Source organism: Cellulomonas sp. P24 (assembly GCF_024704385.1).
Lineage (GTDB): Bacteria > Actinomycetota > Actinomycetes > Actinomycetales > Cellulomonadaceae > JAJDFX01.
On the sequence record NZ_JAJDFX010000002.1, the window covers coordinates 4,329,737 to 4,353,985 of the forward strand.

Below are 24,249 nucleotides of genomic sequence, written 5' to 3' on the forward strand. Positions count from 1 at the left end.
GTCATGACGGCGGACCGGACGCAGGTGCGAGCGCGGCGTGGACCGCTGCCGCGGTCTTCGACCCCATGCCCGGAACCGCGGCGAGCTCCTCGACGGAGGCGGCACGCAGGCGGGCGATCGACCCGAACGCCTTCAGCAGCGCAGCAGAGCGCGTCGGCCCGAGCCCAGGCACGTCGTCCAGCGCCGACACCGTCATCCCTTTGCTGCGCCTCTTGCGGTGCGCCGAGATCGCGAACCGGTGCGCCTCGTCGCGGACCCGCTGCAGCAGGTACAGGCCTTCGGAGCTGCGCTGAAGGATCACCGGGTAGTCCTCGGCCGGCAGCCAGACCTCTTCGAGCCTCTTCGCCAGCCCGCAGAGCGCAACGTCCGTCACGCCGAGTGACGCCAGGGCTTCGGCGGCGGCGGCGACCTGGGGTGGTCCGCCGTCGACCACGACGAGGTTCGGAGGGTAGGCGAACCGGGGCGGTCGCGCGGCCGTCGGGTCGATGGGACCGGACCGCAGCGGTGCCGGCTCGAGGGCAGCCGCGTCCTCCGCACCGGTCTCCTCGTCCTTGGAGACCGTGCGGCCGTCGACGTGCCGCGCGAACCGCCGGGTGATCACCTCACGCATCGCCGCGGTGTCATCCGTCGCGCCGTCGCCGTCCGTTCCCCGCACCGTGAACACCCGGTACTCGCTCTTGCGTGGCAACCCGTCCTCGAACACCACCATCGAGGCCGACTGGTACGTGCCCTGCGTGTGGGACACGTCGTAGCACTCGATCCGAAGCGGTGCCGTCGGGAGGTCGAGCGCCTCCTGGATCTCCCGCAGCGCCTGGCTCCGGGTGGTGAGGTCGCCCGCCCGGCGTGTGCGGTGCAGCGCGAGGGCCTGCTCGGCGTTGCGCCGCACCGTCTCCGCCAGCTCGCGCTTGTCACCCCGCCGGGGAACACGCACGTCGACCTTCGCGCCACGCAGCCCCGACAGCCAGGACTGCACCTGCGCGACGTCCGACGGGAGCACCGGGACCAGGACCTCGCGCGGTACCGCCCCCGAGACGACGGTGCCCGCCGGGCGATCGCCTCGCATCCCCCCGGACCGTCCCGGCGGCGGGACATCCGTCGCTTCCTCGCCGTAGACCTGCTGGAGGAGGTGCTCGACCAGATCGGCGTCCGTGAGCTCCTCGACCTTCTCGACCACCCAGCCCCGTTGGCCACGGATCCGTCCGTCGCGGACGTGGAAGACCTGCACAGCCGCCTCGAGCTCGTCGCCGACGAGCGCGAAGATGTCGGCGTCGGTGCCGTCCTGGAGCACGACCGCATTGCGCTCGGTCGCGCGCTCGAGCGCCGCGATGTCGTCGCGCAGACGGGCGGCCTTCTCGTACTCCTGCGCCGCCGCGGCGGCGCGCATGCGCGTATCGAGTCGACGGACGAACTTCGCGGTGTCCCCGGCCATGAAGTCGCAGAAGTCTGCCGCGAGGGCACGATGGTCCTCCGGGGTGATCCGTCCGACGCACGGCGCTGAGCACTTCTCGATGTAGCCGAGCAGGCATGGTCGCCCGACCTGCGCGGCCCGCCGGTAGACCCCGGCTGAGCAGGTCCGCACCGGAAAGACCCGGAGCAGCAGGTCGACGGTCTCGCGGATCGCCCAGGCGTGCCCGTAGGGGCCGAAGTAGCGGGTCCCGGGGCGCTTCGCGCCGCGCATCACCTGGACCCGCGGGATCTCCTCCGCCATCGTGACGGCGAGGTACGGGTACGACTTGTCGTCGCGGTACTTCACGTTGAACCGCGGATCGAATTCCTTGATCCACGAGTACTCGAGGGCGAGGGCCTCGACCTCGGTCCCGACGACGGTCCACTCGACCGACGCTGCCGACGTGACCATCGACTGCGTCCTCGGGTGGAGCGCGGCAAGATCCTGGAAGTAGCTCGACAGCCGTGGGCGCAGGCTCTTCGCCTTGCCGACGTAGATCACGCGCCCGTGCTCGTCGCGGAACCTGTAGACCCCCGGTTGCTCGGGGATCTCCCCCGGTGCCGGCCGGTACGTGGCGGGATCAGCCATGCCGTCGAGCCTAGTTCAGCCCACCGACGCGGCTTGCGCGCCTGTGCCCTGTGCTGTCGCTACGGTGAGACATGGGCATCCTCCACACCTACACCGCCGACGTGACCTGGACCGGCGCCGGGGAGACGGGCACGTCCTCGTACCGCGCGTACAGCCGCGACCACGAGATCCGGTTCGACGGCAAGCCTGCGGTGCTCGGCTCGGCTGATCCGGCCTTCCGCGGTGACCCGCACCGCCACAGCCCGGAGGACCTGTTCGTGGCGGCGCTCTCGCAGTGCCACATGCTGTGGTTCCTTCACCTGGCGGCCGAGGCAGGTGTCGTAGTCGTCGGCTACTCCGACGCGGCCACGGCGACGATGCGGGTCGAGGCGCACGGGGCCGGTCAGTTCACCGAGGTCGTCCTTCACCCCGTCGTCACTGTCTCCGGCACCGGCACGGCGGTCGACGCGACGTCCGACGGCCACCTGATGGCGCTGCACCACCGCGCCCACGAGTACTGCTTCATCTCGCGGTCCGTCAGCGTCCCGGTGCGCATCGACCCCGCACCCGTCCGCGTCGCGACCGGTCCGGTCAGCTGAGCCGCGACCGCCAGGTCGACCAGACGGTCCCGGAGGACCGCCCGACTGCGACGACGGTCGAGCCCGGCCGACGCGGTGGTCAGGCGCTCGCACGCTCCAGGTCCAGCTCGAGGACGTCGGCGAGGAAGAGACCCGTGTAGCTTCCCGGCACGGTCGCGACGTGCTCTGGTGTGCCCTCGGCGATCACTCGCCCGCCACCGCTCCCACCCTCAGGCCCCATGTCGATGACCCAGTCGGCGTTCTTGACCACGTCGAGGTTGTGCTCGATCACGATCACGCTGTTGCCCTTGTCGACCAACGACTGCAGCACCCCGAGGAGCTTCCTGATGTCCTCGAAGTGCAGGCCCGTCGTCGGCTCGTCGAGGACGTAGATGGTGCGCCCCGTCGACCGCTTCTGCAGCTCCGCGGCGAGCTTGACCCGCTGGGCCTCGCCCCCTGAGAGCGTCGGAGCAGGCTGACCGAGCCGGACATACCCGAGCCCGACGTCGACGAGCGTCCGGAGATGGCGCGCGATCGCCGGTACCGCCGCGAAGAACTCGGCGGCCTCCTCGATGGGCATGTTGAGGACGTCGGCGACGGTCTTCCCCTTGAAGTGCACCTCGAGCGTCTCCCGGTTGTACCGGGCGCCGTGGCACACCTCGCACGGGACGTAGACGTCCGGGAGGAAGTTCATCTCGATCTTCAAGGTGCCGTCGCCGGAGCATGCCTCGCAACGACCGCCCTTGACGTTGAACGAGAACCGTCCTGGCAGGTAGCCACGGACCTTCGCCTCGGTCGTCTCGGCGAACAGCTTGCGGACGTGGTCCCAGACCCCCGTGTAGGTGGCAGGGTTCGAGCGCGGGGTCCGGCCGATGGGCCCCTGGTCGACATGCACCACCTTGTCGAGGTGCTCGAGGCCGGTCACTCTCTTGTGCCGACCGGCGACCTGGCGCGCACCGTTGAGCTCGTTGGCGAGCACCGTGTACAGGATGCTGTTCACCAGGGTCGACTTCCCGGATCCCGAGACGCCGGTCACGGCGATCAGGGTGCCCAGCGGGAAGCTCACGTCGATGCCGTCGAGGTTGTGCTCGCGCGCCCCGATGACCGTGAGCATGCGGTCCGGGTCGACCGGGCGACGCTGCGAGGGCATCGGGATCGAGCGTCGGCCGGAGAGGTACGCACCGGTCACCGACTCCTGCGACGCGAGCAGGCCCGCCAGGTCGCCGGAGTGCACCACGCGGCCCCCGTGCTCGCCTGCACCCGGACCGATGTCGACGATCCAGTCGGCGGTACGGATGGTGTCCTCGTCGTGCTCGACGACGATCAGCGTGTTCCCCAGGTCGCGCAGGCGCGTCAACGTCTCGATCAGGCGCCGGTTGTCCCGCTGGTGGAGGCCGATGCTCGGCTCGTCGAGCACGTACAGCACCCCGACCAGCCCCGAGCCGATCTGCGTGGCGAGCCGGATGCGCTGCGCCTCGCCGCCGCTCAACGTCCCGGCGGGTCTCATCAGCGACAGGTAGTCGAGCCCGACGTCCAGCAGGAAGCCGAGGCGGGCTTGGATCTCCTTGAGCACCTGCGCGGCGATCGTGCGTTCGCGCTCGCCGAGCTCGAGCGCGTCCAGGAAGTCGCGTGCCTCGCGGAGCGGGAGCTCGCACACCTCCGCGATCGACTTGCCGCCGACCCGCACCGCCAGCACCTCGGGCTTCAGTCGCGTGCCCTCGCACACGGGGCACGGCACCTCGCGCATGAAGGCCTCGTACTTCTCCTTCGACCAGTCCGACTCGGTCTCGCCGTGCCGACGCTCGAGGAAGGTCACGACGCCCTCGAACCCGGTGGAGTACTGCCGCTCCCGTCCCCACCGGTTCCGGTAACGCACCTTCACCTCATGGTTCTCACCGAACAGCACCGCGTTCTTGGCACGCTCGGGCAGGGCCCGCCAGGGCACATCCATCGAGAACCCCAGGTCACCGGCGAGCGCCGAGAGCACGCGGGTGAAGTACTCGGAGGAGATCTGCGACCACGGCGCCACGGCGCCGTCGGCGAGGGAGAGGTCCTCGTCCGGGATCACGAGCTCGGGGTCCACCTCGAGCCGGCTACCGATGCCGGTGCACTCGGGGCAGGCGCCGTAGGGCGCATTGAACGAGAACGTGCGCGGCTCGATCTCCTCGAGGCTGAGCTGGTGGTCGTTCGGGCACGCACGGTGCTCGGAGAACCGACGCTCACGCGCGAGGTCGTCGATGTCCGCGTCGACGAGCTCGGCAACGAGGAGCCCACCGGCCAGGCCGAGCGCCGTCTCGACGGAGTCGGTCAGGCGGCGCTGCACGCCGTCGCGCGCGACGAGACGATCCACGACGACCTCGATGTCGTGCTTGAGCTTCTTCTCGAGCGTCGGTGGCTCGCTGAGCTGGACGACCTCACCGTCGACCCGCGCGCGGGCGAACCCCTTCGACTGGAGCTCCTTGAAGAGGTCGGCGTACTCGCCCTTCCGTCCGCGCACGACCGGGGCGAGGATCTGGAACCGCGTGCCCTCGGGCAGCTCGAGCAGGCGGTCGACGATCTGCTGCGGCGTCTGCGCGGTGACCCGCTCACCGCAGACGGGGCAGTACTGGGTCCCCGCTCGTGCGAACAGGAGCCGAAGGTAGTCGTACACCTCGGTGATCGTCCCGACGGTCGATCGAGGGTTGCGGTTCGTCGACTTCTGGTCGATCGACACCGCTGGTGACAAGCCCTCGATGAAGTCGACGTCAGGCTTGTCCATCTGCCCGAGGAACTGCCGTGCATACGCCGACAGCGACTCGACGTAGCGCCGCTGACCTTCCGCGAAGATCGTGTCGAAGGCGAGCGACGACTTCCCGGACCCGGACAGGCCCGTGAAGACGATCAGCCGGTCACGGGGAAGGTCGAGGTCGACGTTGCGCAGGTTGTGCTCGCGAGCACCCTGAACCACCAGACGATCATTCACCCGGCCATGGTAGGTCAGAGGACCGACAGTCGTACACCTGTTCGACGAGGCGGCCTGTCGACATGCACCTCAGTCGTCCGTGCTGCCCGCGCGGAGAGGGCCGCCTCCGGGTGCCTCCGTCACGACCGGGCCGAGCATCGCGTTCGCCACCGTCGCGTGCGCGGACTCCCCGTCCGACGGGTGGAAGATCCCGGCGAGGACGTCGCGGTACAGACGACCGAGCTCGTTCCCGGAGAAGTACGAGGACCCGCCCGCGACGCGCAGCGCGTGGTCGACGACGACGCGAGCGTTCTCGGTCGCCCGCACCTTGAGGCCGACGAGCAGGGGGAACCATCGAGACCCGTGGTCGACGAGTGCGTCGACGTCCCGGGCGAGCGCGGTCACCTGCGGCTCGATGCCGTCCTGTGCGATCGCGGCATCGGCTACCCGCCAGCGGATGTCCGGGTCCTGTGCGTAGGTCCGTCCCGCGCCCTTCATCGACGTCCGACGGTGCGCGGCCGCCACGGCCAGCTCGACGGCGCGGCGACCGACTCCGGTGTAGACCGCCGCCAGGAGGATCTCGAACACCGCGAACAACGCGAAGATGAAGGGGTCCCGGCTCGGCCCCACGGGCAGACGTCGGTACACGCGCCCGCGTGGGGCCTCGACGCCGTCGAGCACCGTCGTGCAGCTCTGCGTGGCGCGCATCCCGAGCGTGTCCCAGTCGTCGCCGACATGGATCCCGGGAGCAGATCGATCAACCACCGCATGGACGAGAAGCGGGTTCCCGGGGTCGGTGTCGTCGCGCCCGAAGACCGCCAGCCGGGTCCACACCGGCGACAGCGACGTGAAGATCTTCGTCCCGTCGAACCGGTAGCCGCCGTCCGGCGTCGGGACCGCGCGGGTCTTCGAGTCGAACATCACCAGGTCGTTGCCCGCCTCCGAGTTCCCGAACGCGAACACCTCGCCGCGCGCCGCGTCCTCGAGCACGAACGCGAGCGACTCGTCACCGCGCGCCGCGAGGACGGCGGCGATACCGGTGACCACGAGGTGCATGTTCACCGCGAGTGCGGTCGCCGGCGCCGCAGCGGCCAGTCGCGCCTGCTGCTCGGCGACCTGCGCCAGTCCCATCCCGGCGCCGCCGAGCCGTTCCGGCACGAAGGCCCGCAGGTAGCCGAGCTCGGCAAGGTCGGCGAGGTCGTCATGAGGGAATCCGTTGTCACGGTCGTACCCGGGCGCCCGGGCAGAGATCCGCGCCAGCAGGTCGTCGGGAAGAACGAGCGCCGTCATCGCACGCGCCTCCGGACGCGGGGACGCACGCAGGTGATCACCGTCATGACGACACTCTCTCACCGCCGCTGCGAGCCGTCCTGGTGTCGCTGCCGGCCGGTAGGGCTTCCGGATGCGCAAGGATGCTGCCATGCCGACCTTCGCCGTCCAGTACACCTACGACGCACGCCGAGACCTGCAGGACACCGTCCGGCCCGAGCATCGCGCCTACCTCGGCCGGCTCGCCGCCGACGGGAGCCTGCTCGGCTCCGGGCCGTACACCGAGGGTGCCCCGGGTGCGCTCCTCGTGTTCCGCGCACGCGACCGCGACGAGCTCGACGACCTGCTCGCCGGAGACCCGTTCGCCCGCGCCGGTGTGATCTCCACGACGACCGTGCGCACCTGGGACATCGTGCTGGGACCGTGGGCCGAGCCGCGCTGAGGCGCTCGCGCACCGAGGCACTCCTGCACTGACGCGCTGAGGAACTGGCCGCGGCGTGCGGCGGCTACCGTCTGCGCACGCGTCGCGCCCGTGACGCGCTGGCCACCGCGGTCGCGACGAGGACCCCGACGATCACCAGCAACGACGTGCTGACCGGGACGAGGGGCGCCCAGCGCACCGGCTGACCACCGTTGATGAACGGCAGCTGGTTGTCGTGCAGCGACTGAAGCACGAGCTTGACCCCGATGAAGCCCAGAAGCACCGAGAGGCCGGCGTTCAGGTAGACGACCCGGGTGAGCAGGTCGCCGAGGAGGAAGTAGAGCTGGCGGAGCCCCATGAGGGCGAAGACGTTCGCCATCAGAACCAGGTACGGCTCGGTCGTGAGGCCGAAGACGGCCGGGATCGAGTCGAACGCGAACAGCAGATCCGTGAAGCCGATCGCGACGAGAACGACCAGCATCGGCGTCACCACCCGGACACCGTCGATCCGCACGCTCAGGTGCACACCGTGGAACTCCTCCGTGGTGCGGATCCTGCGCTGCACCAGCCGCAGGACGCTCGGGGGGCGGTACTCCTCGGACTCGGCGCCGGCACCACGAGCCATCTGGACCGCGGTGTACACGAGGAACGCGCCGAACAGGTAGAAGACCCAGCTGAAGGAGGCGATCACCGCTGACCCCGCCGCGATGAAGGCGCCGCGCAGGACGAGCGCGAGGATGATCCCGATGAGGAGCGCCGACTGCTGATAGGCACGCGGCACCGCGAACCTGGCCATGATGATGAGGAAGACGACGAGGTTGTCCACCGACAGGGAGTACTCGGTCAACCACCCGGCGTAGAACTCCCCCGCGTGTCTCGACCCGAACATGAGCCACACCATCAGCCCGAAGGCGACGGCCAGGCCGACGTACAGACCGAGGTAGCGCAGGCTCTCCCGCGTCGACGGGACGTGCGGGCGTCGCCCGACGACCGTGACGTCCACCAGGAGGACGAGTCCCGCGATGCCGAGCGACGTGATCCACAGGAGCGGGGTGACGGTCACCGGCGGCTCGTGTCGGTGACGGCCGGATCGGTCGAGCGCACCTCCGCGGTCCTTCCGACCTGACGCGCGCGTCGGCCGGTCGTGATCACACTGGCCACCGTTGCGACGGTCAACGTGCCCAGGATCACGATCATCGACAGCCAGATCGGGATCTCGGGTGCCCACGCCACGGCGGCTCCGCCGTTGATGAAGGGCACCTCGTTGGTGTGCAACGCCTCGAGCACGAGCTTGATCCCGATGAAGCCGAGGATCACCGCCAGACCCTCCGACAGGAACACCAACCGCTGGAGCAGTCCGCCCAGGAGGAAGTACAGCTGTCTCAGCCCAAGGAGCGCGAGCGCGTTCGTGGCGAACACGATGTACGGCTCCTTCGTCAGGCCGTAGACGGCCGGGATCGAGTCGAGCGCGAACAGGACATCTGTGCTGCCGATCGCCACCATGACGATCAGCATCGGGGTGAGCAGTCGCCGCCCGTGCAGCGCGATCGTGAGCCGGTCGCCGTGGTACTCGTTCGTCGTCGGGAGCAGCCGTCGCATCAGGCGTACGAGCGCGGGGTCCTTGTAGTCGGCGGGCCTCTCCTGATCGTGGTCCTCCCGCGCGAGGGTCACCGCTGTATACAGGAGGAAGGCGCCGAAGAGGTAGAAGACCCACGAGAACTGCGCGATCGCCGCGGCCCCGAGGAAGATGAACACGCCACGGAGGACGAGGGCGATGGCCACACCGACGAGCAGCACCTTCTGCTGGTACTCCCTGGGCACTGCGAACCTCGTCATGATGATGAGGAAGACGAACAGGTTGTCGACCGAGAGGCTCTTCTCCATCACGTAGCCGGCGAAGTACTCGGCGCCGTGTCCCCAGCCCCAGACGATCCCCAGCCCCACGCCGAACACCAGCGCCAGGCCGACGTAGACCGCGCTCCACGACGCCGACTCGCGGAACGACGGCGCGTGTGGAGTTCGGACGTGGGTGTAGAAGTCGAAGACCAGGAGGGCGGCGATGCCGACGACGGTCGCCACCCAGATCCACAATGGAACGCTCATGTGTCAACCTCCGGTACCGATGACGGTGTACCGGAGGTCTCCGCCGCCAGGACGTTCAGGTCCGGACCGATGGTGCCGGGATGGTCGCGGGACCATCCGTGATGACGACACCACCGCGGGGGCGTACTCCCCTCCAACAGGTCGAGCGTACCGGACGCGCGCGCTCGCATCCTGCCGCGCGCGCCGATCGCGTCACGCCGTGGCGGCTTGCATCTGCCGAAGCTCCTTCTTGAGTCCCGCGATCTCGTCCCGGAGCCGCGCTGCCAGCTCGAACTGGAGCTCACCGGCAGCTGCGTGCATCTGGTCGCTCAGCTCCTGGATGAGGGACGCCAGCTCGCCGGCCGCCGCACCGGCCAGACGCGACCGGGATCCGCTCTCCGGAGCACCACCCGGCACGGGGGCCTTGCCGCGAGCCGGCTTCCGGTACCCGCCCGCCAGCAGCTCCTGGGTGTCGATGTCCTCCCGTGCGAGCATGTCCGTCACGTCGCTGATCCGCTTGCGCAGAGGCGTCGGGTCGATGTTGTTCTCCAGGTTGTACGCCACCTGCTTCGCCCGGCGACGCGTGGTCTCGTCGATCGCGTGCGCCATCGCCGGGGTGATCCGGTCGGCGTACATGTGAACCTGGCCGGAGACGTTGCGGGCGGCACGTCCGATGGTCTGGATCAACGAGGTCCCCGACCGCAGGAAGCCCTCCTTGTCGGCGTCGAGGATGCTCACCAGCGAGACCTCCGGGAGGTCGAGCCCCTCGCGGAGGAGGTTGATGCCGACGAGGACGTCGTACTCCCCCAGCCGGAGCTCCCGAAGGAGCTCGACGCGGCGCAGCGTGTCGACCTCGGAGTGGAGGTAGCGGACCCGCACGCCGCGCTCCAGCAGGTAGTCCGTCAGGTCTTCGGACATCTTCTTGGTGAGCGTGGTGACGAGCACGCGCTCGTTCCGCGCGGTTCTCAGCCGGATCTCCTCGAGGAGGTCGTCGATCTGTCCGGTCGTCGGCTTCACGACGATCTCTGGGTCGACCAGCCCCGTGGGGCGGATGATCTGCTCGACGACCCCGTCCGACATGCTCAGCTCGTAGTTGCCGGGCGTCGCCGAGAGGTACACCGTCTGGCCGATGCGTTCGACGAACTCCTCCCACCGGAGCGGTCGGTTGTCCATCGCGCTGGGCAGACGGAAGCCGTGGTCGACGAGGTTCCGCTTTCGCGACATGTCGCCCTCATACATCGCCCCGATCTGCGGGACCGTGACGTGCGACTCGTCGATGACGAGCAGGAAGTCCTCCGGGAAGTAGTCGAGGAGCGTGTTCGGCGCGGTGCCGGGTGCGCGTCCGTCGATGTGACGCGAGTAGTTCTCGATCCCCGAGCAGGAGCCGATCTGGCGCATCATCTCGATGTCGTACGTCGTCCGCATCCGGAGCCGCTGCGCCTCCAGCAGCTTCCCTTGCCGCTCGAACTCGGCCAACCGGTCCGCGAGCTCGGCCTCGATCGACGAGACCGCGCGCTCCATCCGCTCGGGCCCGGCGACGTAGTGGGTGGCCGGGAACACGTAGACGTCCGGGACGGTCTGCACGACGTTTCCCGTGAGCGGGTGCAACGTCTGGATCGTCTCGATCTCGTCCCCGAAGAACTCGATCCGGATCGCCAGCTCCTCATAGACCGGGATGATCTCGACCGTGTCGCCGCGCACACGAAAGGTTCCCCGGGTGAAGGCCATGTCGTTCCGGGTGTACTGCATCGCGACGAACTGGCGGAGCAGGTCGTCACGCTCGATCTGGTCCCCGACCGACAGGCGCACCATCCTGTCGACGTACTCCTGCGGCGTGCCGAGGCCGTAGATGCAGGACACCGAGGCCACGACCACGACGTCGCGCCGGGTCAGCAACGAGCTGGTCGCGGAGTGGCGTAGCCGTTCGACCTCGTCGTTGATCGACGAGTCCTTCTCGATGTAGGTGTCCGTCTGAGCGATGTACGCCTCAGGCTGGTAGTAGTCGTAGTACGAGACGAAGTACTCGACGGCGTTGTTCGGCAGGAGCTCGCGGAACTCCGTCGCCAGCTGAGCGGCGAGCGTCTTGTTGGGTGCCATCACGAGCGTGGGACGCTGGACCTGCTCGATCAGCCACGCTGTGGTCGCCGACTTCCCGGTGCCCGTCGCCCCGAGCAGGACGACGTCCTTCTCCCCCGCGTTGATGCGACGAGCGAGGTCGGCGATCGCCGTCGGCTGGTCACCCGAGGGCGTGTAGTCCGAGACGACCTCGAACGGGGCCACGGTCCGCTGCAGATCGGTGACAGGGCGCATGACTCAACGGTACGTGGGTGCACCGACAGGTTCGGCCCGAGGTGGCGCTCCGGGCTCCGCCCAGCACCATCAGCCCAGCTCGGCGGCCTCCTCGGCCCGACGCTCGTCCGCGAGCCGTGACCAGAGGGCGTCGACCTGCGCACGCAGGGCATCTGCCGAGCCGGACCCGTCGAGCACGACGTCAGCGGCTGCGAGTCGGTCGTCGTCCGCTGCCTGCGCGCCCACGCGCCGACGCGCATCCTCCTCCGTGGCGCCGCGGAGCCGCATCAGCCGCTCGATGCGCTGCTCCGCAGGCGTGTGGACCACCACGACCAGGTGGAACGTGTCGGCCTGCCCCGTCTCGACCAGCAGCGGGATGTCGTGGACGATCACGGCGCCCGGATCGGCCGCCGCAGCGGCGGCCTCACGCTCCGCCGCCATCCGACTGATCTCCGGGTGGACGATCCGGTTCAGCCGCGCCAACGCGTCACGGTCCGCGAACACGATCGACGCCAGCGCCGGTCGGTCCAGCGAACCGTCCGGGGCGAGGACATCCGGCCCGAACGCCTCCTCGATCTCGTCGAGACCGATAGTGCCCGGCGCGACCGCCGCGCGAGCAAGGTCGTCGTGATCGATCACCACGGCACCGAGCTCGACGAACCGTGCCGAAGCCGTCGACTTCCCCGAGGCGATCCCGCCGGTCAGACCGATGCGCTGCATCCCCCCATCCTGCCCGACCACAGGGCGCCCGACACCTGGAGGACCCCGAGCACCACCCGGAGGCGTCCCGCGCTCGACCTCGCCGTCATGCCTGGGTCACTCCGGGTCGGAGGCGTCCAGCGGCGCATGGTGGTCGTAGCCTGCCGCCCCGAGACGCCAGTACCCGGAGACCTCCACCCGGTCGGCGCCGAGCCCGAGCTCACGTCTGAGGTAGCGCCGGACGCCCACGAGGCTTCCTGCCTCGCCGCCGAACCACGCGAAGCACCCGTCCGGCAACGGGCCGTGCTCGCGCACTGCGGTCTCGAGCCGTGTCGACGATTCCGCGGGCGGCGCTGCGTCCTGGGTCAGCCAGTGGACGACGACGCTCTGGCGTCGAGCCAGGGGGTAGTCCTGCACGGTGGAGTCGGCCACCGCGGCGAGCACCGTCACCGGCACCGCCGGGTCCACGAGCTCCAACCAGCGCGCCACCGCAGGGAGACCCGACTCGTCGCAGCCAAGGAGGAACGACGTCGCGTCGGGCGGCACGAGCTTCGAGCTGCGCGGTCCGGCAACCGTCACCGGATCGCCCACCTTGGCCCGGCTCGCCCATGCGGAGATGGGTCCGTCCGTCCCGTGGAGCGCGATGTCGAGGTCGAGCTCGGGCGCGCCCGTGCCGCCTGCCTGCCGATAGGCCCTCGGCGTGTAGTCGCGCACGACCACGTCGTCCGGCCGCAGGGAGGTGGTTGCCCCGCCCGCCTCCGCGGCGTCGAGTACGAGCGTGGCGGGGATGCTCAGCTTGAGGTGGTCGGTCGGGCCGAGGCTGACGAAGCCGTCGAGGTCCTCGCCGGCGAGCGTGAGGCGCACGATCGTCGGGGTGAGCGGTGTCACCCTGCTGACCTGGCAGGAGCGCACCGCGGGGACGTGCGGGACCTTGGCCCGGCCGGCTCGTCGAGGTGTCGTCGGGCTCGGGGCGTCGTTCAGAGACATGCGGGCGATCCTAGGGCCGCCGTCTGACGGGAAGGTGAACACGACGGACGGGCCGGTCACCCGAAGGTGACCGGCCCGTCCGTCGTGCTCGTGCGCTCTGCTGAACGCCTCAGTTGCCGGTGAGCTTCTCCCGCAGTGCGGCGAGCGCCTCGTCCGAGGCGAGCGTCCCGGTGGCCTCCTCGACCGGCGGAGCCGACGAGTAGGTCGACGCCACAGCGCCGGTCTCGACGCCGTTGGCAGCGTCCGCGTCGGCCTTGCTGGCCTCGGCGACCTGCTTGCGGTGCGCCTCCCAGCGCTCGTGGGCCTGCGCGTACTGCGCCTCCCACACCTCGCGCTGCGCCTCGAAGCCCTCGAGCCACTCGTTCGTGGCCGGGTCGAAGCCCTCGGGGTACTTGTAGTTGCCCTGCTCGTCGTACTCGGCGGCCATGCCGTACAGCGCCGGGTCGAAGTCCTCGCTCGTGAGGTCGACACCCTCGTTTGCCTGCTTCAGCGACAGCGAGATCCGCCGGCGCTCGAGGTCGATGTCGATGACCTTGACGAAGACGTCGTCGCCCACCTGCACGACCTGCTCCGGGATCTCGACGTGGCGAACGGCGAGCTCGGAGATGTGCACCAGGCCCTCGATGCCGTCCTCGACGCGCACGAACGCACCGAACGGGACGAGCTTGGTGACCTTGCCGGGGACGACCTGCCCGATGGCGTGCGTCCGGGCGAAGGCCTGCCACGGGTCTTCCTGCGTCGCCTTGAGCGACAGCGAGACACGCTCGCGGTCGAAGTCGACGTCGAGGACCTCGACGGTGACCTCCTGGCCCACCTCGACGACCTCGCTCGGGTGGTCGATGTGCTTCCAGGAGAGCTCGGACACGTGCACGAGCCCGTCCACGCCGCCCAGGTCCACGAAGGCACCGAAGTTGACGATCGAGGACACGACACCGGGCCGGACCTGGCCCTTCTGCAGGGTCTGCAGGAAGGTCGACCGCACCTCGGACTGCGTCTGCTCGAGCCACGCACGGCGCGACAGGACGACGTTGTTGCGGTTCTTGTCGAGCTCGATGATCTTGGCCTCGATCTCCTTGCCGACGTACGGCTGGAGGTCGCGGACGCGACGCATCTCGACGAGCGACGCCGGCAGGAAGCCGCGCAGACCGATGTCGAGGATCAGGCCGCCCTTGACGACCTCGATGACCGTGCCGGTGACGACACCGTCCTCTTCCTTGATCTTCTCGATCGTGCCCCAGGCGCGCTCGTACTGCGCACGCTTCTTGGACAGGATGAGGCGCCCTTCCTTGTCCTCCTTCTGGAGGACGAGGGCCTCGACCACGTCACCGACCGTGACGACCTCTCCGGGGTCCACGTCGTGCTTGATGGACAGCTCGCGGGAAGGGATGACGCCTTCGGTCTTGTAGCCGATGTCGAGAAGGACCTCGTCGCGGTCCACCTTGACGATGGTTCCCTCGACGATGTCGCCATCGTTGAAGTACTTGATGGTGGCGTCGATCGCGGCGAGGAAGTCCTCCGCGGTACCGATGTCGTTGATCGCGACCTGCGGCGTGGCGGGCTTCGCGGGGGTGGAGATGGTCATTGAGTCTTGGGCTCCGATGCGGACAGGGACTAGGACGGTGAGGGTTGCGGATCTCGAGAACGGCACGGACCGCCAGCGAGGGCGACGCCCTCCCACGCACCGATCTCGGCCGGATCCGTGGACCAGGAAGAGGGCAGCCGTGAGACGTGCGACACCGCCGACTATCCTATCGGCGGCGCAGCAGGCGGGTCAAAGCGGGTCCCCGGTCGGGACCGGGCCGTCCTCCGCAGCACTCCCCTGCCGGTTTGCCAGACTGTCCCGGTGACCGACGACGACCGTGGACGACTTGCACGTGCCGGCTACCTGGACGTGCCCGACGCGACCGGCGGCAGAGCCGGCCGATCCTGGTGGGACGCGAACGCCGCAGACTACCTGGCCGAGCACGGCGACTTCCTCGGCGACGTCGACTTCTGCTGGTGCCCCGAGGGCCTGCGGGAGGTCGATGCGCAGCTCCTCGGTGCCACCGGCGACGTCGCGCGCCGTCGGGTCCTCGAGGTCGGTGCGGGCGCCGCCCAGTGCTCGCGATGGTTGCGTCACCAGTCGCCGGGCGGCGCCGGGGAGATCGTCGCCACGGACGTCTCCGCCGGCATGCTGGCCAGCGCAGCCGCGATCGACCGGCGCACGGGGCGTGCGACCCCTGCCGTGCAGGCGGACGCCCGGCACCTTCCGTTCGCGGACGCCAGCTTCGACGTCGCGTTCACCGCGTTCGGTGCGCTCCCGTTCCTCCCCGACGCCGACCGGGTCCACCGTGAGGTCGCGCGGGTTCTCCGTCCCGGTGGTCGCTGGGTCTTCTCCGTGACCCACCCGATCCGGTGGGCGTTCCCCGACGACCCCGGGACCGGCGGGCTGACGGCGAACCGCTCGTACTTCGACCGGCGCCCGTACGTCGAGCTCGACGACGCCGGCCGGGTCCTCTACGCGGAGTACCACCGGACGCTGGGCGACCACGTCGCCGAGGTCGCCTCCGCCGGGTTCATGATCGACCGGGTCGTCGAGCCGGCGTGGCCGGACGGTCACGACCAGGTCTGGGGAGGCTGGGGCCCCGTGCGCGGAGCGCTCCTCCCTGGGACGGCGATCTTCGTGACGCATCTCGTCGGGGCGCCGTAGCCGCACCCGGATCGACCCGCACCTGCCCGACTGCGAGGGGTCAGTGGCCCGCGTCGTGCCAGGTGCTCCCGACCCCGACCGACACGTCGAGCGGGACCGACAGCTCCGCGGCCGAGCCCATCTGGGTGCGGACGATCTCCTCGACCTCGTCCCGCTCGCCCGGGCCGACCTCGAGCACGAGCTCGTCGTGCACCTGGAGCAGCAGGCGCGAGGCGAGCCCGCGAGCGGCCAGCTCGCGTTCGACCCCGAGCATCGCGACCTTGATGAGGTCGGCGGCACTTCCCTGGATGGGGGCGTTGAGCGCCATCCGCTCCGCCATCTCGCGACGTTGACGGTTGTCGCTCGTGAGGTCCGGCAGGTACCGGCGGCGCCCGAGGATCGTCGCGGTGTACCCCGTCGCGCGCGCCTCCTCGACGACACCGGTCAGGTACTCGCGCACTCCACCGAACCGGGAGAAGTAGTCCGCCATGAGCGCGGAGGCCTCGCCGACGTCGATCCCGAGCTGCTTCGAGAGACCGAACGACGACAGCCCGTACGCCAGACCGTAGGACATCGCCTTGATCTTCGAGCGCATCGCCGGCGTGACGTCGCCGGTCGGCACGCCGAAGACCCGTGACGCGACATAGCTGTGGAGGTCCTCGCCCGACCGGAACGCCGAGATCAGCCCCTCGTCCCCGGAGAGGTGCGCCATGATGCGCATCTCGATCTGGCTGTAGTCGGCCGTCAGCAGGGTCTCGTAGCCGTCGCCGACGACAAAGGCGCGACGGATCCGACGCCCGGCCTCGGTGCGGATCGGGATGTTCTGAAGGTTGGGATCGGTCGAGGACAGCCGACCGGTGGCCGCGATCGTCTGCTGGAACGTCGTGTGGATCCGCCCGTCGTCGGCGACCGAGCGAAGCAGGCCGTCCACCGTCTGGCGCAGGCGGATCGCGTCCCGGTGCTCGAGGAGATGCTGGAGGAACGGGTGCTCGGTGCGCGCGTAGAGCTCGGTGAGCGCTGCGGCGTCGGTGGTGTATCCCGTCTTGATCTTCTTGGTCCTCGGCATGCCGAGCTGGTCGAAGAGCACCTCCTGCAGCTGCTTCGGTGAGCCCAGGTTCACCTCGCGGTCGATCACCGCGTACGCCTGCGAGGCGGCGGCCGTGACCTGGCCGTCGAAGTGCGACTCGAGCTCACGCAGGTAGTCGACGTCGGCAGCGATGCCACGCTTCTCCATCCGCGCGAGCACGTACACGAGCGGGAGCTCGAGCTCGTCCATCAGCAGGCGACCGCCACGGTCGACGAGATCCGCGCCGAGGACCTCGGCGAGCTCGACGACCGTGTTCGCCCGGGCCTCTGCCTTCTGGTCGACATCGGCGCCGTCGAGCTCGAGATCCAGCGCCCCCTGCGAGCCCGTCGCCGACACGGCGTCGTCCGCCCGCAGCTCCCGGTGCAGGTACCGGACCGAGAGGTCGGCGAGGTCGTAGGTGCGCTGGTCGGGGTGGCACAGGTAGGCCGCGAGCTCGGTGTCGATCACCACACCGTCGAGCACCATCCCCCGTCCGGACAGCGCGTGCCACGCGGCCTTCGTGCCGTGGACCACCTTGTGCGCCGTGTCGGCTGCGAGCCAGTCGGCCAGTGCCGCCTCGTCCACGGGCGCGACGGTCGTGAGGTCCACGGTCACGGCGTGCCCGGCGTCGTCGGAGACCGCGACGCCCCAGGCGTCCCCGCCCGCCGGCGCGGAGATCCCGCGGACGTCGAGCCCCAGACGCCTGCCGGCCCGATGCGCCAACCACGGCCCCAGCTCCCCGCGGGCGAGGACGTCGTGGGTGAGCTCGGGTCCCGCCGCCTCGGGTGCCTGGTCCGACGGGAGCATCGCGAAGAGCCGGTCGCGCAGCGTCCGGAACTGCAACGCGTCGAACACCCGGTGCATCGCCTCGCGGTCCCACGGCTGCACCGCGAGGTCCTCGGGCCTGACGGGCAGCTCGACGTCGGTCAGGAGCGCGTTGAGCCGACGGTTCAGCCGTACCTGGTCGAGGTGCGCACGCAGAGACTCGCCCGCCTTGCCGGTGATCCGATCTGCCTCGGCGAGGATCGTGTCCAGGTCCCCGTGCGCCGCGATCCACTTCGCCGCGGTCTTCGGGCCGACACCGGGGACGCCGGGCAGGTTGTCGCTCGTCTCCCCCACCAGTGCTGCGAGCTCGGGGTACTGCTCCGGCGCGACGCCGTACTTCGCCTGCACGGCCTCCGGGGTCATGCGTGCGAGCTCCGACACCCCTCGCACCGGGTACAGGACGGTCACGGTCTCACGGACGAGCTGGAAGCAGTCGCGGTCTCCCGAGCAGATCAGGACGTCCATGCCTGCGTCGCGTCCCTGGGTCGCGAGGGTGGCCAGGATGTCGTCCGCCTCGAAGTTGTCCTTCTCGAGGTGCGGGATCCGCAGGCTGCCGAGCACCTCCTGGATCAGGGGGACCTGCCCTCGGAAGGCCGGGGGCGTCTCGTCGCGCGTGCCCTTGTACTCCGCGTACTCCTCGGTGCGGAACGTGGCGTGACCCGCGTCGAACGCGACCGCGACGTGCGTCGGCTTCTCCTCGGCGATGAGCTTCGTCAACATCGACGTGAAGCCGTAGACGGCGTTCGTCGGTTCGCCCGTGGTCGTCGCGAAGTTCTCGACGGGCAGGGCGAAGAACGCCCTGAAGGCCATCGAGTGGCCGTCGATCAGCAGCAGGCGGGGCCGGGTTCGCTCGTCGTCGCTCACGGTGTCAACCTATCTGCCATGACTGACGCGAGCCCGACCAGCCCCGACACGACCTCCGTTCCCGTCCGACTCGTCGACCGGCTCGGCATCCACCTCGTCGAGGTGAGTGCGCAGCGGGCAGTCGGCACGATGCCCGTGGAGGGCAACACCCAGCCGTACGGTCTCCTGCACGGCGGTGCCACAGCCGCACTTGCCGAGACACTGGGGTCCTACGCCGCAGCCGCGCATGCCGGCCCAGGGCGGCATGCCGTGGGGATCGAGCTCAGTGCGACGCACCACCGGTCGGCGCGCGCAGGAATCGTGACCGGGACCGCCACGGCGATCCACCTCGGTCGCAGCACCGCGACCTACGAGATCGTCGTGCTCGACCCCGAGTCGAGGCGGCTCTGCACGGCTCGCCTCACGTGCATGCTGATCGACGACCGCACCGACTGATCGCGGACGGCCGGCTCTGGCGGGACGGCCGCGCTGCTCTCGGTGGCCAGCATCGCCGAACGCACCTGACGGCGCCGCGCGATGAGGTCCTCCAGACCACGGGCGTTCGCCCGGCGCTCCACGGTCGTGCGTGCCCCTTCGCTCGCGAGGCGACGCTGGAGAGCCTGTGTCGTCACCACCCGATGTGCTGCTGCAGGGGCGAAACCGAGCCGGGCGAGGAAGCGCTGCATCCCCCGCGCACCAGGCAACGGTGCCGAGTACACGTCCGTCGCGCCGTGCTGCTCGGCGACGGCGAGGGCACTGGCGATGAGCGCGTGCCCGACCCCGCGCCGGCGGTGCTCCTTGTCCACGTACACCGCTTCGACGTGCAGCGCGACCTGGTCGGTGAACGGCGTCGGACCCACGACACGCCCGAGGAGAAGCCCGGAGACATGACCGTCGAGCGCTCCGACGAGGATCTGGCCACCAGGGCTGGCGATGAGCGCGGCGAGCTGGGTGTGGAGTCGCGTCGCGTCGTCCGAGCACAGCTGCGAACCGGCCCCCGACTCCGCCCGCGCCGCCAGGCACAACGACACCAGGGCGGGAAGATCCTCTGCACCTGCCTGCCATGCCTGCACTCCAGGACGCACGTGCACGAGCCTCCTCAGCGAGACATGATCTGTTGTCCTGACGGACGATACGCCTTGCAGGCGGGTCCGGTCGATCAATGAACGGGTAATCGCAAATCGGACAGTTCGGACAGTAGCGGAATGGTGCGGTCCAGGAGATCGCCCGACCGGGTGAGACGCCGACGGGCCGCGCGCTACCGACCTGCAACGCGCCGAAACGCACCCGACACATTGCCCCTCTACTGTCCGTTTCACGCCCGAGCCCCTATTGTCCATTCCACCTCGTAGGGCAGTGCCGCCGGAACGACGGCTCTGCTCTGCTGTCCGTGCAGTCCCGTCCCCGACGACGAGCCACCCGAACGGAGGTCCCGCGTGCGTCTCGCACAGGTGAAGGACCAGACCCCCCATCGATGGGTGAGACGGCTGCTCGCCGTCGCCCTGACCGTGATCGCCCTCCCGACCATCTGGGCGGGCCCCGCGTCCGCAGCCACGTCCGAACCCTGCGTCGCCGACGCGACCCAGGGCTGCCTCGAGGGGTTCCTGCGGTCCCCGGAAGGGCAGCCCCTCGTCGGGGTGGTCCTCAAGGTCACCGACCCCTCGGGCAAGACGACGAGCGTCACCTCGGGCGACAACGGCAGCTGGTCCGCACCGGTCCCGGCAGACGGGGAGTACACGGTCCAGCTCGACGTGAGCACGTTGCCCGCAGGGCAGAAGGCCACGCCGGACAAGAATCCGCTCAAGACGCAGGCACGCGTCGGGTCCACGACCTCGCTGCTGTTCAGCCTCACGGCCGGCGGGGCGTCTGCGACCGCGGCACCGACGGGCACGGCGAGCCCGTCCACCGACTCGGAGGGCAACGCCACGTCCTCCGGTGGCGTGAGCTGGAACCGCGTCGTGCAGCAGGCGACGAGCGGGCTCATCTTCGGCCTGCTGCTCGCGCTCGCGTCGATCGGCCTGTCGCTGATCTACGGGACCACGGGGCTCAGCAACTTCGCACACGGCGAGCAGGTCACCCTCGGAGGGATCCTCGCCTACGTCTTCTGCCAGCTCGTCGGGCTCCCACTGGTGCTCTCGGCGATCATCGCCGTGATCCTCGCGGCGGCGAGCGGCTGGGCCCAGGACGCATGGATCTGGCACCCGCTCCGCAAGCGCCGCATCGGCCCGACGCAGCAGATGATCGTCACCATCGGGTTGTCGATGGCGCTGCAGTACGGGTTCCAGTTCTTCTTCGGTGGTGACAAGCTCCGCATCGTCACGACGACGCCGGAGGTCATCACCGTCGGACCCGTCACGTTCACCAGGACGACCCTGATCTCGGTCGTCATCGCGATCGTCGCCCTCGGGGCCGTCTCGTACTTCCTGCTCGCCACCCGGATCGGCCGGGCGACCCGCGCCGTGTCCGACAGCCCGGCCCTCGCGGCGGCGTCGGGCATCAGCGTGGAGAGCATCATCCGCATCGTCTGGACGCTCGGGGCCGGGCTCGCCGGGCTCGGCGGTGTCCTCATGGGGCTGTACCTCAACGCGACGAACTGGAACATGGGTGGCGCGATGCTTCTCCTCATGTTCTCGGCCGTGACGCTCGGCGGTCTCGGGGCGGCCTTCGGCGCCCTGGCCGGGTCACTCGTGATCGGGCTCGTCGTCGAGATGTCGAGCCTCGTGATCCCCAACGACATGCGCTACGCCGGCGCACTTCTCATCCTCATCCTGGTGCTCCTCTTCAGGCCCCAGGGAATCCTCGGCCGTGCCGAGCGGATCGGCTAAGGGAGACCCATGGACTGGACACGGATCCTCACCAACGTCCTGGGCGAGATGATCGCCCCGACCACCGCGGCCTACGCGTTGGCTGCCGTCGGACTCAACATCCACTTCGGCCTCACAGGACTGCTCAACATGGGCCAGGCCGGCTTCATGCTGCTCGGGGCGTACGGCTTCGCGATCGCGACGATCGCGGGGTGGCCGCTCTGGGCCGCCGTCCTCGTCGCGATCGCCGCGTCCGCGCTCTTCGCCCTGCTGCTCGGCATCCCCACCCTCAAGCTGAGGGGCGACTACCTCGCGATCGTCACGATCGCCGCTGCGGAGATCGTCCGGCTCATCGGGCGTTCGACGGCGCTGACCTCGATCACCGGGGCGTCCTCCGGGCTCCGCGGCGACAGCTACAAGACGACGTTCCAGAACCTCTCGCCGTTCCCTGCCGGGACGACGACGATCGGCCCGTTCAGCTACTCGAACAACTTCTCGAACAGCTGGTGGATCCGGCTCGTCGGCTGGGCCCTGGTCCTGCTCGCGTGCCTGTTCGTCTACCTGCTGATCCGGAGCCCGTGGGGCCGGGTCCTCAAGGGCATCCGCGAGGACGAGGAGGCCGTGCGCTCGCTGGGCAAGAACGTCTTCGCGTACAAGATGCAGTCGCTCGTCCTCGGTGGCGTGATCGGTGCGATCGCGGGGATCATCTACGTGATGCCTCGAGCGGTCCAGCCCGACTCGATGGGCCGCCCGATGACGTTCTTCGTCTGGACGATCCTCTTGCTGGGCGGTGCCGCGACCGTGTTCGGGCCCGTCCTCGGGTCGATCATCTTCTGGGCCGGACTGATGCTCATCAAGTCGGTCATGCGTGACGGGATCCCCGACACGTTCATCTCGTCCGGCCAGATCGAGCAGCTCGGCTGGGTCATCGTCGGCGTCACGCTGATGCTGCTGGTGATCTTCCGACCACAAGGGGTCCTGGGGGACAAGAAGGAGCTGGCGATCAATGTCCGCTGACACCACGCCCACCGACTTCAAGAGCACGGCTGCGCGGGACCTCCAGTTCGTCGAGCGTGTGCCCGGCGCCACGAAGCCCGACCCGATCCTGGTCGCCGACTCCGTCACACGGCACTTCGGTGGCATCGCCGCCGTCGACGTCGCCCACCTCGAGGTGCAGCGGAACGCGATCACGGCGCTGATCGGCCCGAACGGGGCCGGCAAGACCACGCTGTTCAACCTCATCACCGGGTTCGATCGCCCGAGCTCCGGACGCTGGACCTTCGAGGGCAAGTCGCTCGCCGGTGTCTCCGCCGCACGGGTCGCCCGGTCCGGGATGGTGCGCACCTTCCAGCTGACGAAGGCGCTCAACCGGATGACCGTGATCGAGAACATGCGCCTGGGCGCCACGCACCAACCCGGTGAGAACCTGTTCGCCGCCCTCGTGCCGCCGCTGTGGCAGCCCCGGGAGAAGGAGATCACCGAGCAGGCCGAGGAGCTCCTGGCTCGCTTCAAGCTCCTGGAGAAGCGCGACGACTTCGCCGGGAGTCTTTCCGGCGGTCAGCGCAAGCTCCTCGAGATGGCGCGGGCCCTCATGAGCAAGCCGACCATGATCATGCTCGACGAGCCGATGGCCGGCGTGAACCCGGCCCTGACCCAGTCGCTGCTCGGGCACATCCAGGCGCTGCGCGACGACGGCACCACCGTGCTGTTCGTCGAGCACGACATGCACATGGTGCGGCACATCAGCGACTGGGTGGTCGTCATGGCCGAGGGACAGATCGTGGCCGAGGGCCCGCCCGACTCCGTGATGAAGGACCCCGCCGTGATCGACGCCTACCTGGGTGCCCACCACGACACCGACCTCGGTGACGACTCGCTCCTCGAGGACGAGCCGACCACCGCGACCACAGGGAAGGACGCACCGTGACCGCGACCCCTCAGAGCGCCCCCGACAGCTCGACGACGGACACGCACCGGGGCGCGCCGACAGGTGAGCCGTTGCTCGTCGCCGACAACCTCATCGCCGGCTACCTCCCCGGCGTCGACATCCTCAACGGGTGCAACCTCGTGGTGCACCCCGGCGAGCTCGTCGGCATCATCGGGCCGAACGGCGCCGGCAAGTCGACGCTCCTCAAGGCGCTGTTCGGCCTCGTCACGGTGCGATCCGGCGCCGTCACGCTCAAGGGCGAGGACATCACCAACCACCGTGCCGACTCGCTCGTTCGACGCGGCGTCGGATTCGTCCCGCAGAACAACAACGTGTTCCCCTCGCTCACGATCGAGGAGAACCTGCAGATGGGCGTGTACCAGGCGCCCCGCACATTCGAGTCACGGTTCGAGTTCATCGTCGACCTGTTCCCGGTCCTCGGGCAGCGGCGCAAGCAGCGGGCGGGATCGCTCTCCGGCGGTGAGCGTCAGATGGTCGCGATGGCCCGGGCCCTCATGATGGACCCGTCCGTGCTCCTCCTCGACGAGCCCTCCGCCGGCCTCTCGCCGGTGCGCCAGGACGAGACGTTCATCCGGACGCGGAAGATCAACAAGGCCGGCGTCTCGATCATCATCGTCGAGCAGAACGCCCGTCGTGCCCTTCAGATCTGCGACCGGGGGTACGTGCTGGACCAGGGGCGCAACGCGTACTCGGGCCCCGGCCGTGAGCTCATGAACGACCCCAAGGTGATCGAGCTCTACCTGGGGACGCTGGCGACCGACGTGGAGAACGCCAGCGGCGCCGCCTGAGACCACGCCAGCCCCCTCCAGAGCCCA

At 69.5% G+C, this 24,249-nt stretch carries 19 protein-coding genes; 8 read left to right on the forward strand and 11 right to left on the reverse strand.

The window, feature by feature from the left end; all coding sequences use genetic code 11:
- Position 1 precedes the first annotated feature (1 nt).
- Entirely contained in the window at positions 2 to 2,035 is a 2,034-nt protein-coding gene (gene uvrC, locus LJB74_RS20210; protein WP_259310192.1) for an excinuclease ABC subunit UvrC, read from the reverse strand.
- Positions 2,036 to 2,106: 71 nt separating this feature from the next.
- Here uvrC and LJB74_RS20215 point away from each other — a divergent pair, with 71 nt between their 5' ends.
- Positions 2,107 to 2,613 (forward strand): OsmC family protein, encoded by a 507-nt coding sequence (locus LJB74_RS20215; protein ID WP_259310193.1) that lies wholly within the window; start codon positions 2,107 to 2,109, stop codon positions 2,611 to 2,613.
- 79 nt (positions 2,614 to 2,692) lie between these two features.
- Here the strand turns inward: LJB74_RS20215 and uvrA are convergent, their stop codons facing one another.
- Both uvrA and LJB74_RS20225 read right to left on the reverse strand, forming a co-directional pair.
- A complete protein-coding gene (uvrA, locus tag LJB74_RS20220) occupies positions 2,693 to 5,554 on the reverse strand; it encodes an excinuclease ABC subunit UvrA (protein WP_259310194.1) in 2,862 nt (953 codons plus the stop codon).
- A 69-nt stretch (positions 5,555 to 5,623) separates the two neighbouring features.
- Positions 5,624 to 6,823, reverse strand: a complete 1,200-nt coding sequence (locus LJB74_RS20225) for an acyl-CoA dehydrogenase family protein (protein WP_259310195.1) — start codon at positions 6,821 to 6,823, stop codon at positions 5,624 to 5,626.
- Positions 6,824 to 6,953: 130 nt separating this feature from the next.
- On the opposite strand from LJB74_RS20225, the gene LJB74_RS20230 reads away from it, so the two are divergent.
- Positions 6,954 to 7,244: a YciI family protein gene (locus LJB74_RS20230; protein ID WP_259310196.1), complete on the forward strand. Its 291-nt coding sequence runs from the start codon at positions 6,954 to 6,956 to the stop codon at positions 7,242 to 7,244.
- Positions 7,245 to 7,308: 64 nt separating this feature from the next.
- Here LJB74_RS20230 and LJB74_RS20235 read toward each other — a convergent pair whose 3' ends face one another.
- From LJB74_RS20235 to rpsA, 6 genes are all read right to left on the reverse strand, one after another.
- Entirely contained in the window at positions 7,309 to 8,286 is a 978-nt protein-coding gene (locus LJB74_RS20235; protein ID WP_259310197.1) for a TerC/Alx family metal homeostasis membrane protein, read from the reverse strand.
- Positions 8,283 to 9,326, reverse strand: a complete 1,044-nt coding sequence (locus LJB74_RS20240; protein ID WP_259310198.1) for a TerC family protein — start codon at positions 9,324 to 9,326, stop codon at positions 8,283 to 8,285. Before LJB74_RS20240 ends, LJB74_RS20235 begins: the two co-directional genes overlap by 4 nt.
- Before the next feature lie 192 nt (positions 9,327 to 9,518).
- Positions 9,519 to 11,615, reverse strand: a complete 2,097-nt coding sequence (gene uvrB, locus LJB74_RS20245) for an excinuclease ABC subunit UvrB (protein ID WP_259310199.1) — start codon at positions 11,613 to 11,615, stop codon at positions 9,519 to 9,521.
- Positions 11,616 to 11,684: 69 nt separating this feature from the next.
- Positions 11,685 to 12,314 carry a dephospho-CoA kinase gene (gene coaE, locus LJB74_RS20250; protein ID WP_259310200.1) on the reverse strand — a complete coding sequence of 210 codons (630 nt, stop codon included), beginning with the start codon at positions 12,312 to 12,314 and terminating at the stop codon, positions 11,685 to 11,687.
- Between the two features lie 96 nt (positions 12,315 to 12,410).
- Positions 12,411 to 13,280, reverse strand: a complete 870-nt coding sequence (locus LJB74_RS20255; RefSeq protein WP_259310201.1) for a siderophore-interacting protein — start codon at positions 13,278 to 13,280, stop codon at positions 12,411 to 12,413.
- Between the two features lie 109 nt (positions 13,281 to 13,389).
- The gene (gene rpsA, locus LJB74_RS20260) at positions 13,390 to 14,862 is read right to left on the reverse strand and encodes a 30S ribosomal protein S1 (RefSeq protein WP_259310202.1); all 1,473 of its coding nucleotides are present in this window, start codon (positions 14,860 to 14,862) and stop codon (positions 13,390 to 13,392) included.
- A 261-nt stretch (positions 14,863 to 15,123) separates the two neighbouring features.
- Between rpsA and LJB74_RS20265 the strand changes: the two genes are divergently transcribed.
- Positions 15,124 to 15,969 carry a class I SAM-dependent methyltransferase gene (locus LJB74_RS20265; RefSeq protein WP_259310203.1) on the forward strand — a complete coding sequence of 282 codons (846 nt, stop codon included), beginning with the start codon at positions 15,124 to 15,126 and terminating at the stop codon, positions 15,967 to 15,969.
- Between the two features lie 40 nt (positions 15,970 to 16,009).
- On the opposite strand, the gene polA is transcribed toward LJB74_RS20265, so the two are convergent.
- Positions 16,010 to 18,649, reverse strand: coding sequence for a DNA polymerase I (gene polA, locus LJB74_RS20270; RefSeq protein WP_396125243.1), 2,640 nt, complete (start codon positions 18,647 to 18,649; stop codon positions 16,010 to 16,012).
- A 72-nt stretch (positions 18,650 to 18,721) separates the two neighbouring features.
- Between polA and LJB74_RS20275 the strand changes: the two genes are divergently transcribed.
- Entirely contained in the window at positions 18,722 to 19,138 is a 417-nt protein-coding gene (locus LJB74_RS20275) for a PaaI family thioesterase (RefSeq protein ID WP_259310205.1), read from the forward strand.
- On the opposite strand, the gene LJB74_RS20280 is transcribed toward LJB74_RS20275, so the two are convergent.
- The gene (locus tag LJB74_RS20280) at positions 19,051 to 19,767 is read right to left on the reverse strand and encodes a GNAT family N-acetyltransferase (protein WP_259310206.1); all 717 of its coding nucleotides are present in this window, start codon (positions 19,765 to 19,767) and stop codon (positions 19,051 to 19,053) included. The genes LJB74_RS20275 and LJB74_RS20280 overlap by 88 nt on opposite strands.
- A gap of 351 nt (positions 19,768 to 20,118) precedes the next feature.
- Here LJB74_RS20280 and LJB74_RS20285 point away from each other — a divergent pair, with 351 nt between their 5' ends.
- Genes LJB74_RS20285 through LJB74_RS20300 form a run of 4 tightly spaced genes read left to right on the forward strand, consistent with a single transcriptional unit; the run spans position 20,119 to position 24,222 of the window.
- Positions 20,119 to 21,507 (forward strand): branched-chain amino acid ABC transporter permease, encoded by a 1,389-nt coding sequence (locus LJB74_RS20285; protein WP_259310207.1) that lies wholly within the window; start codon positions 20,119 to 20,121, stop codon positions 21,505 to 21,507.
- Positions 21,508 to 21,516: 9 nt separating this feature from the next.
- Positions 21,517 to 22,503 carry a branched-chain amino acid ABC transporter permease gene (locus LJB74_RS20290; RefSeq protein ID WP_259310208.1) on the forward strand — a complete coding sequence of 329 codons (987 nt, stop codon included), beginning with the start codon at positions 21,517 to 21,519 and terminating at the stop codon, positions 22,501 to 22,503.
- Positions 22,493 to 23,413, forward strand: a complete 921-nt coding sequence (locus LJB74_RS20295; RefSeq protein WP_259310209.1) for an ABC transporter ATP-binding protein — start codon at positions 22,493 to 22,495, stop codon at positions 23,411 to 23,413. Before LJB74_RS20290 ends, LJB74_RS20295 begins: the two co-directional genes overlap by 11 nt.
- Positions 23,410 to 24,222, forward strand: coding sequence for an ABC transporter ATP-binding protein (locus LJB74_RS20300; protein WP_396125208.1), 813 nt, complete (start codon positions 23,410 to 23,412; stop codon positions 24,220 to 24,222). The genes LJB74_RS20295 and LJB74_RS20300 overlap by 4 nt, the downstream gene beginning before the upstream one ends.
- Positions 24,223 to 24,249 lie beyond the last annotated feature (27 nt).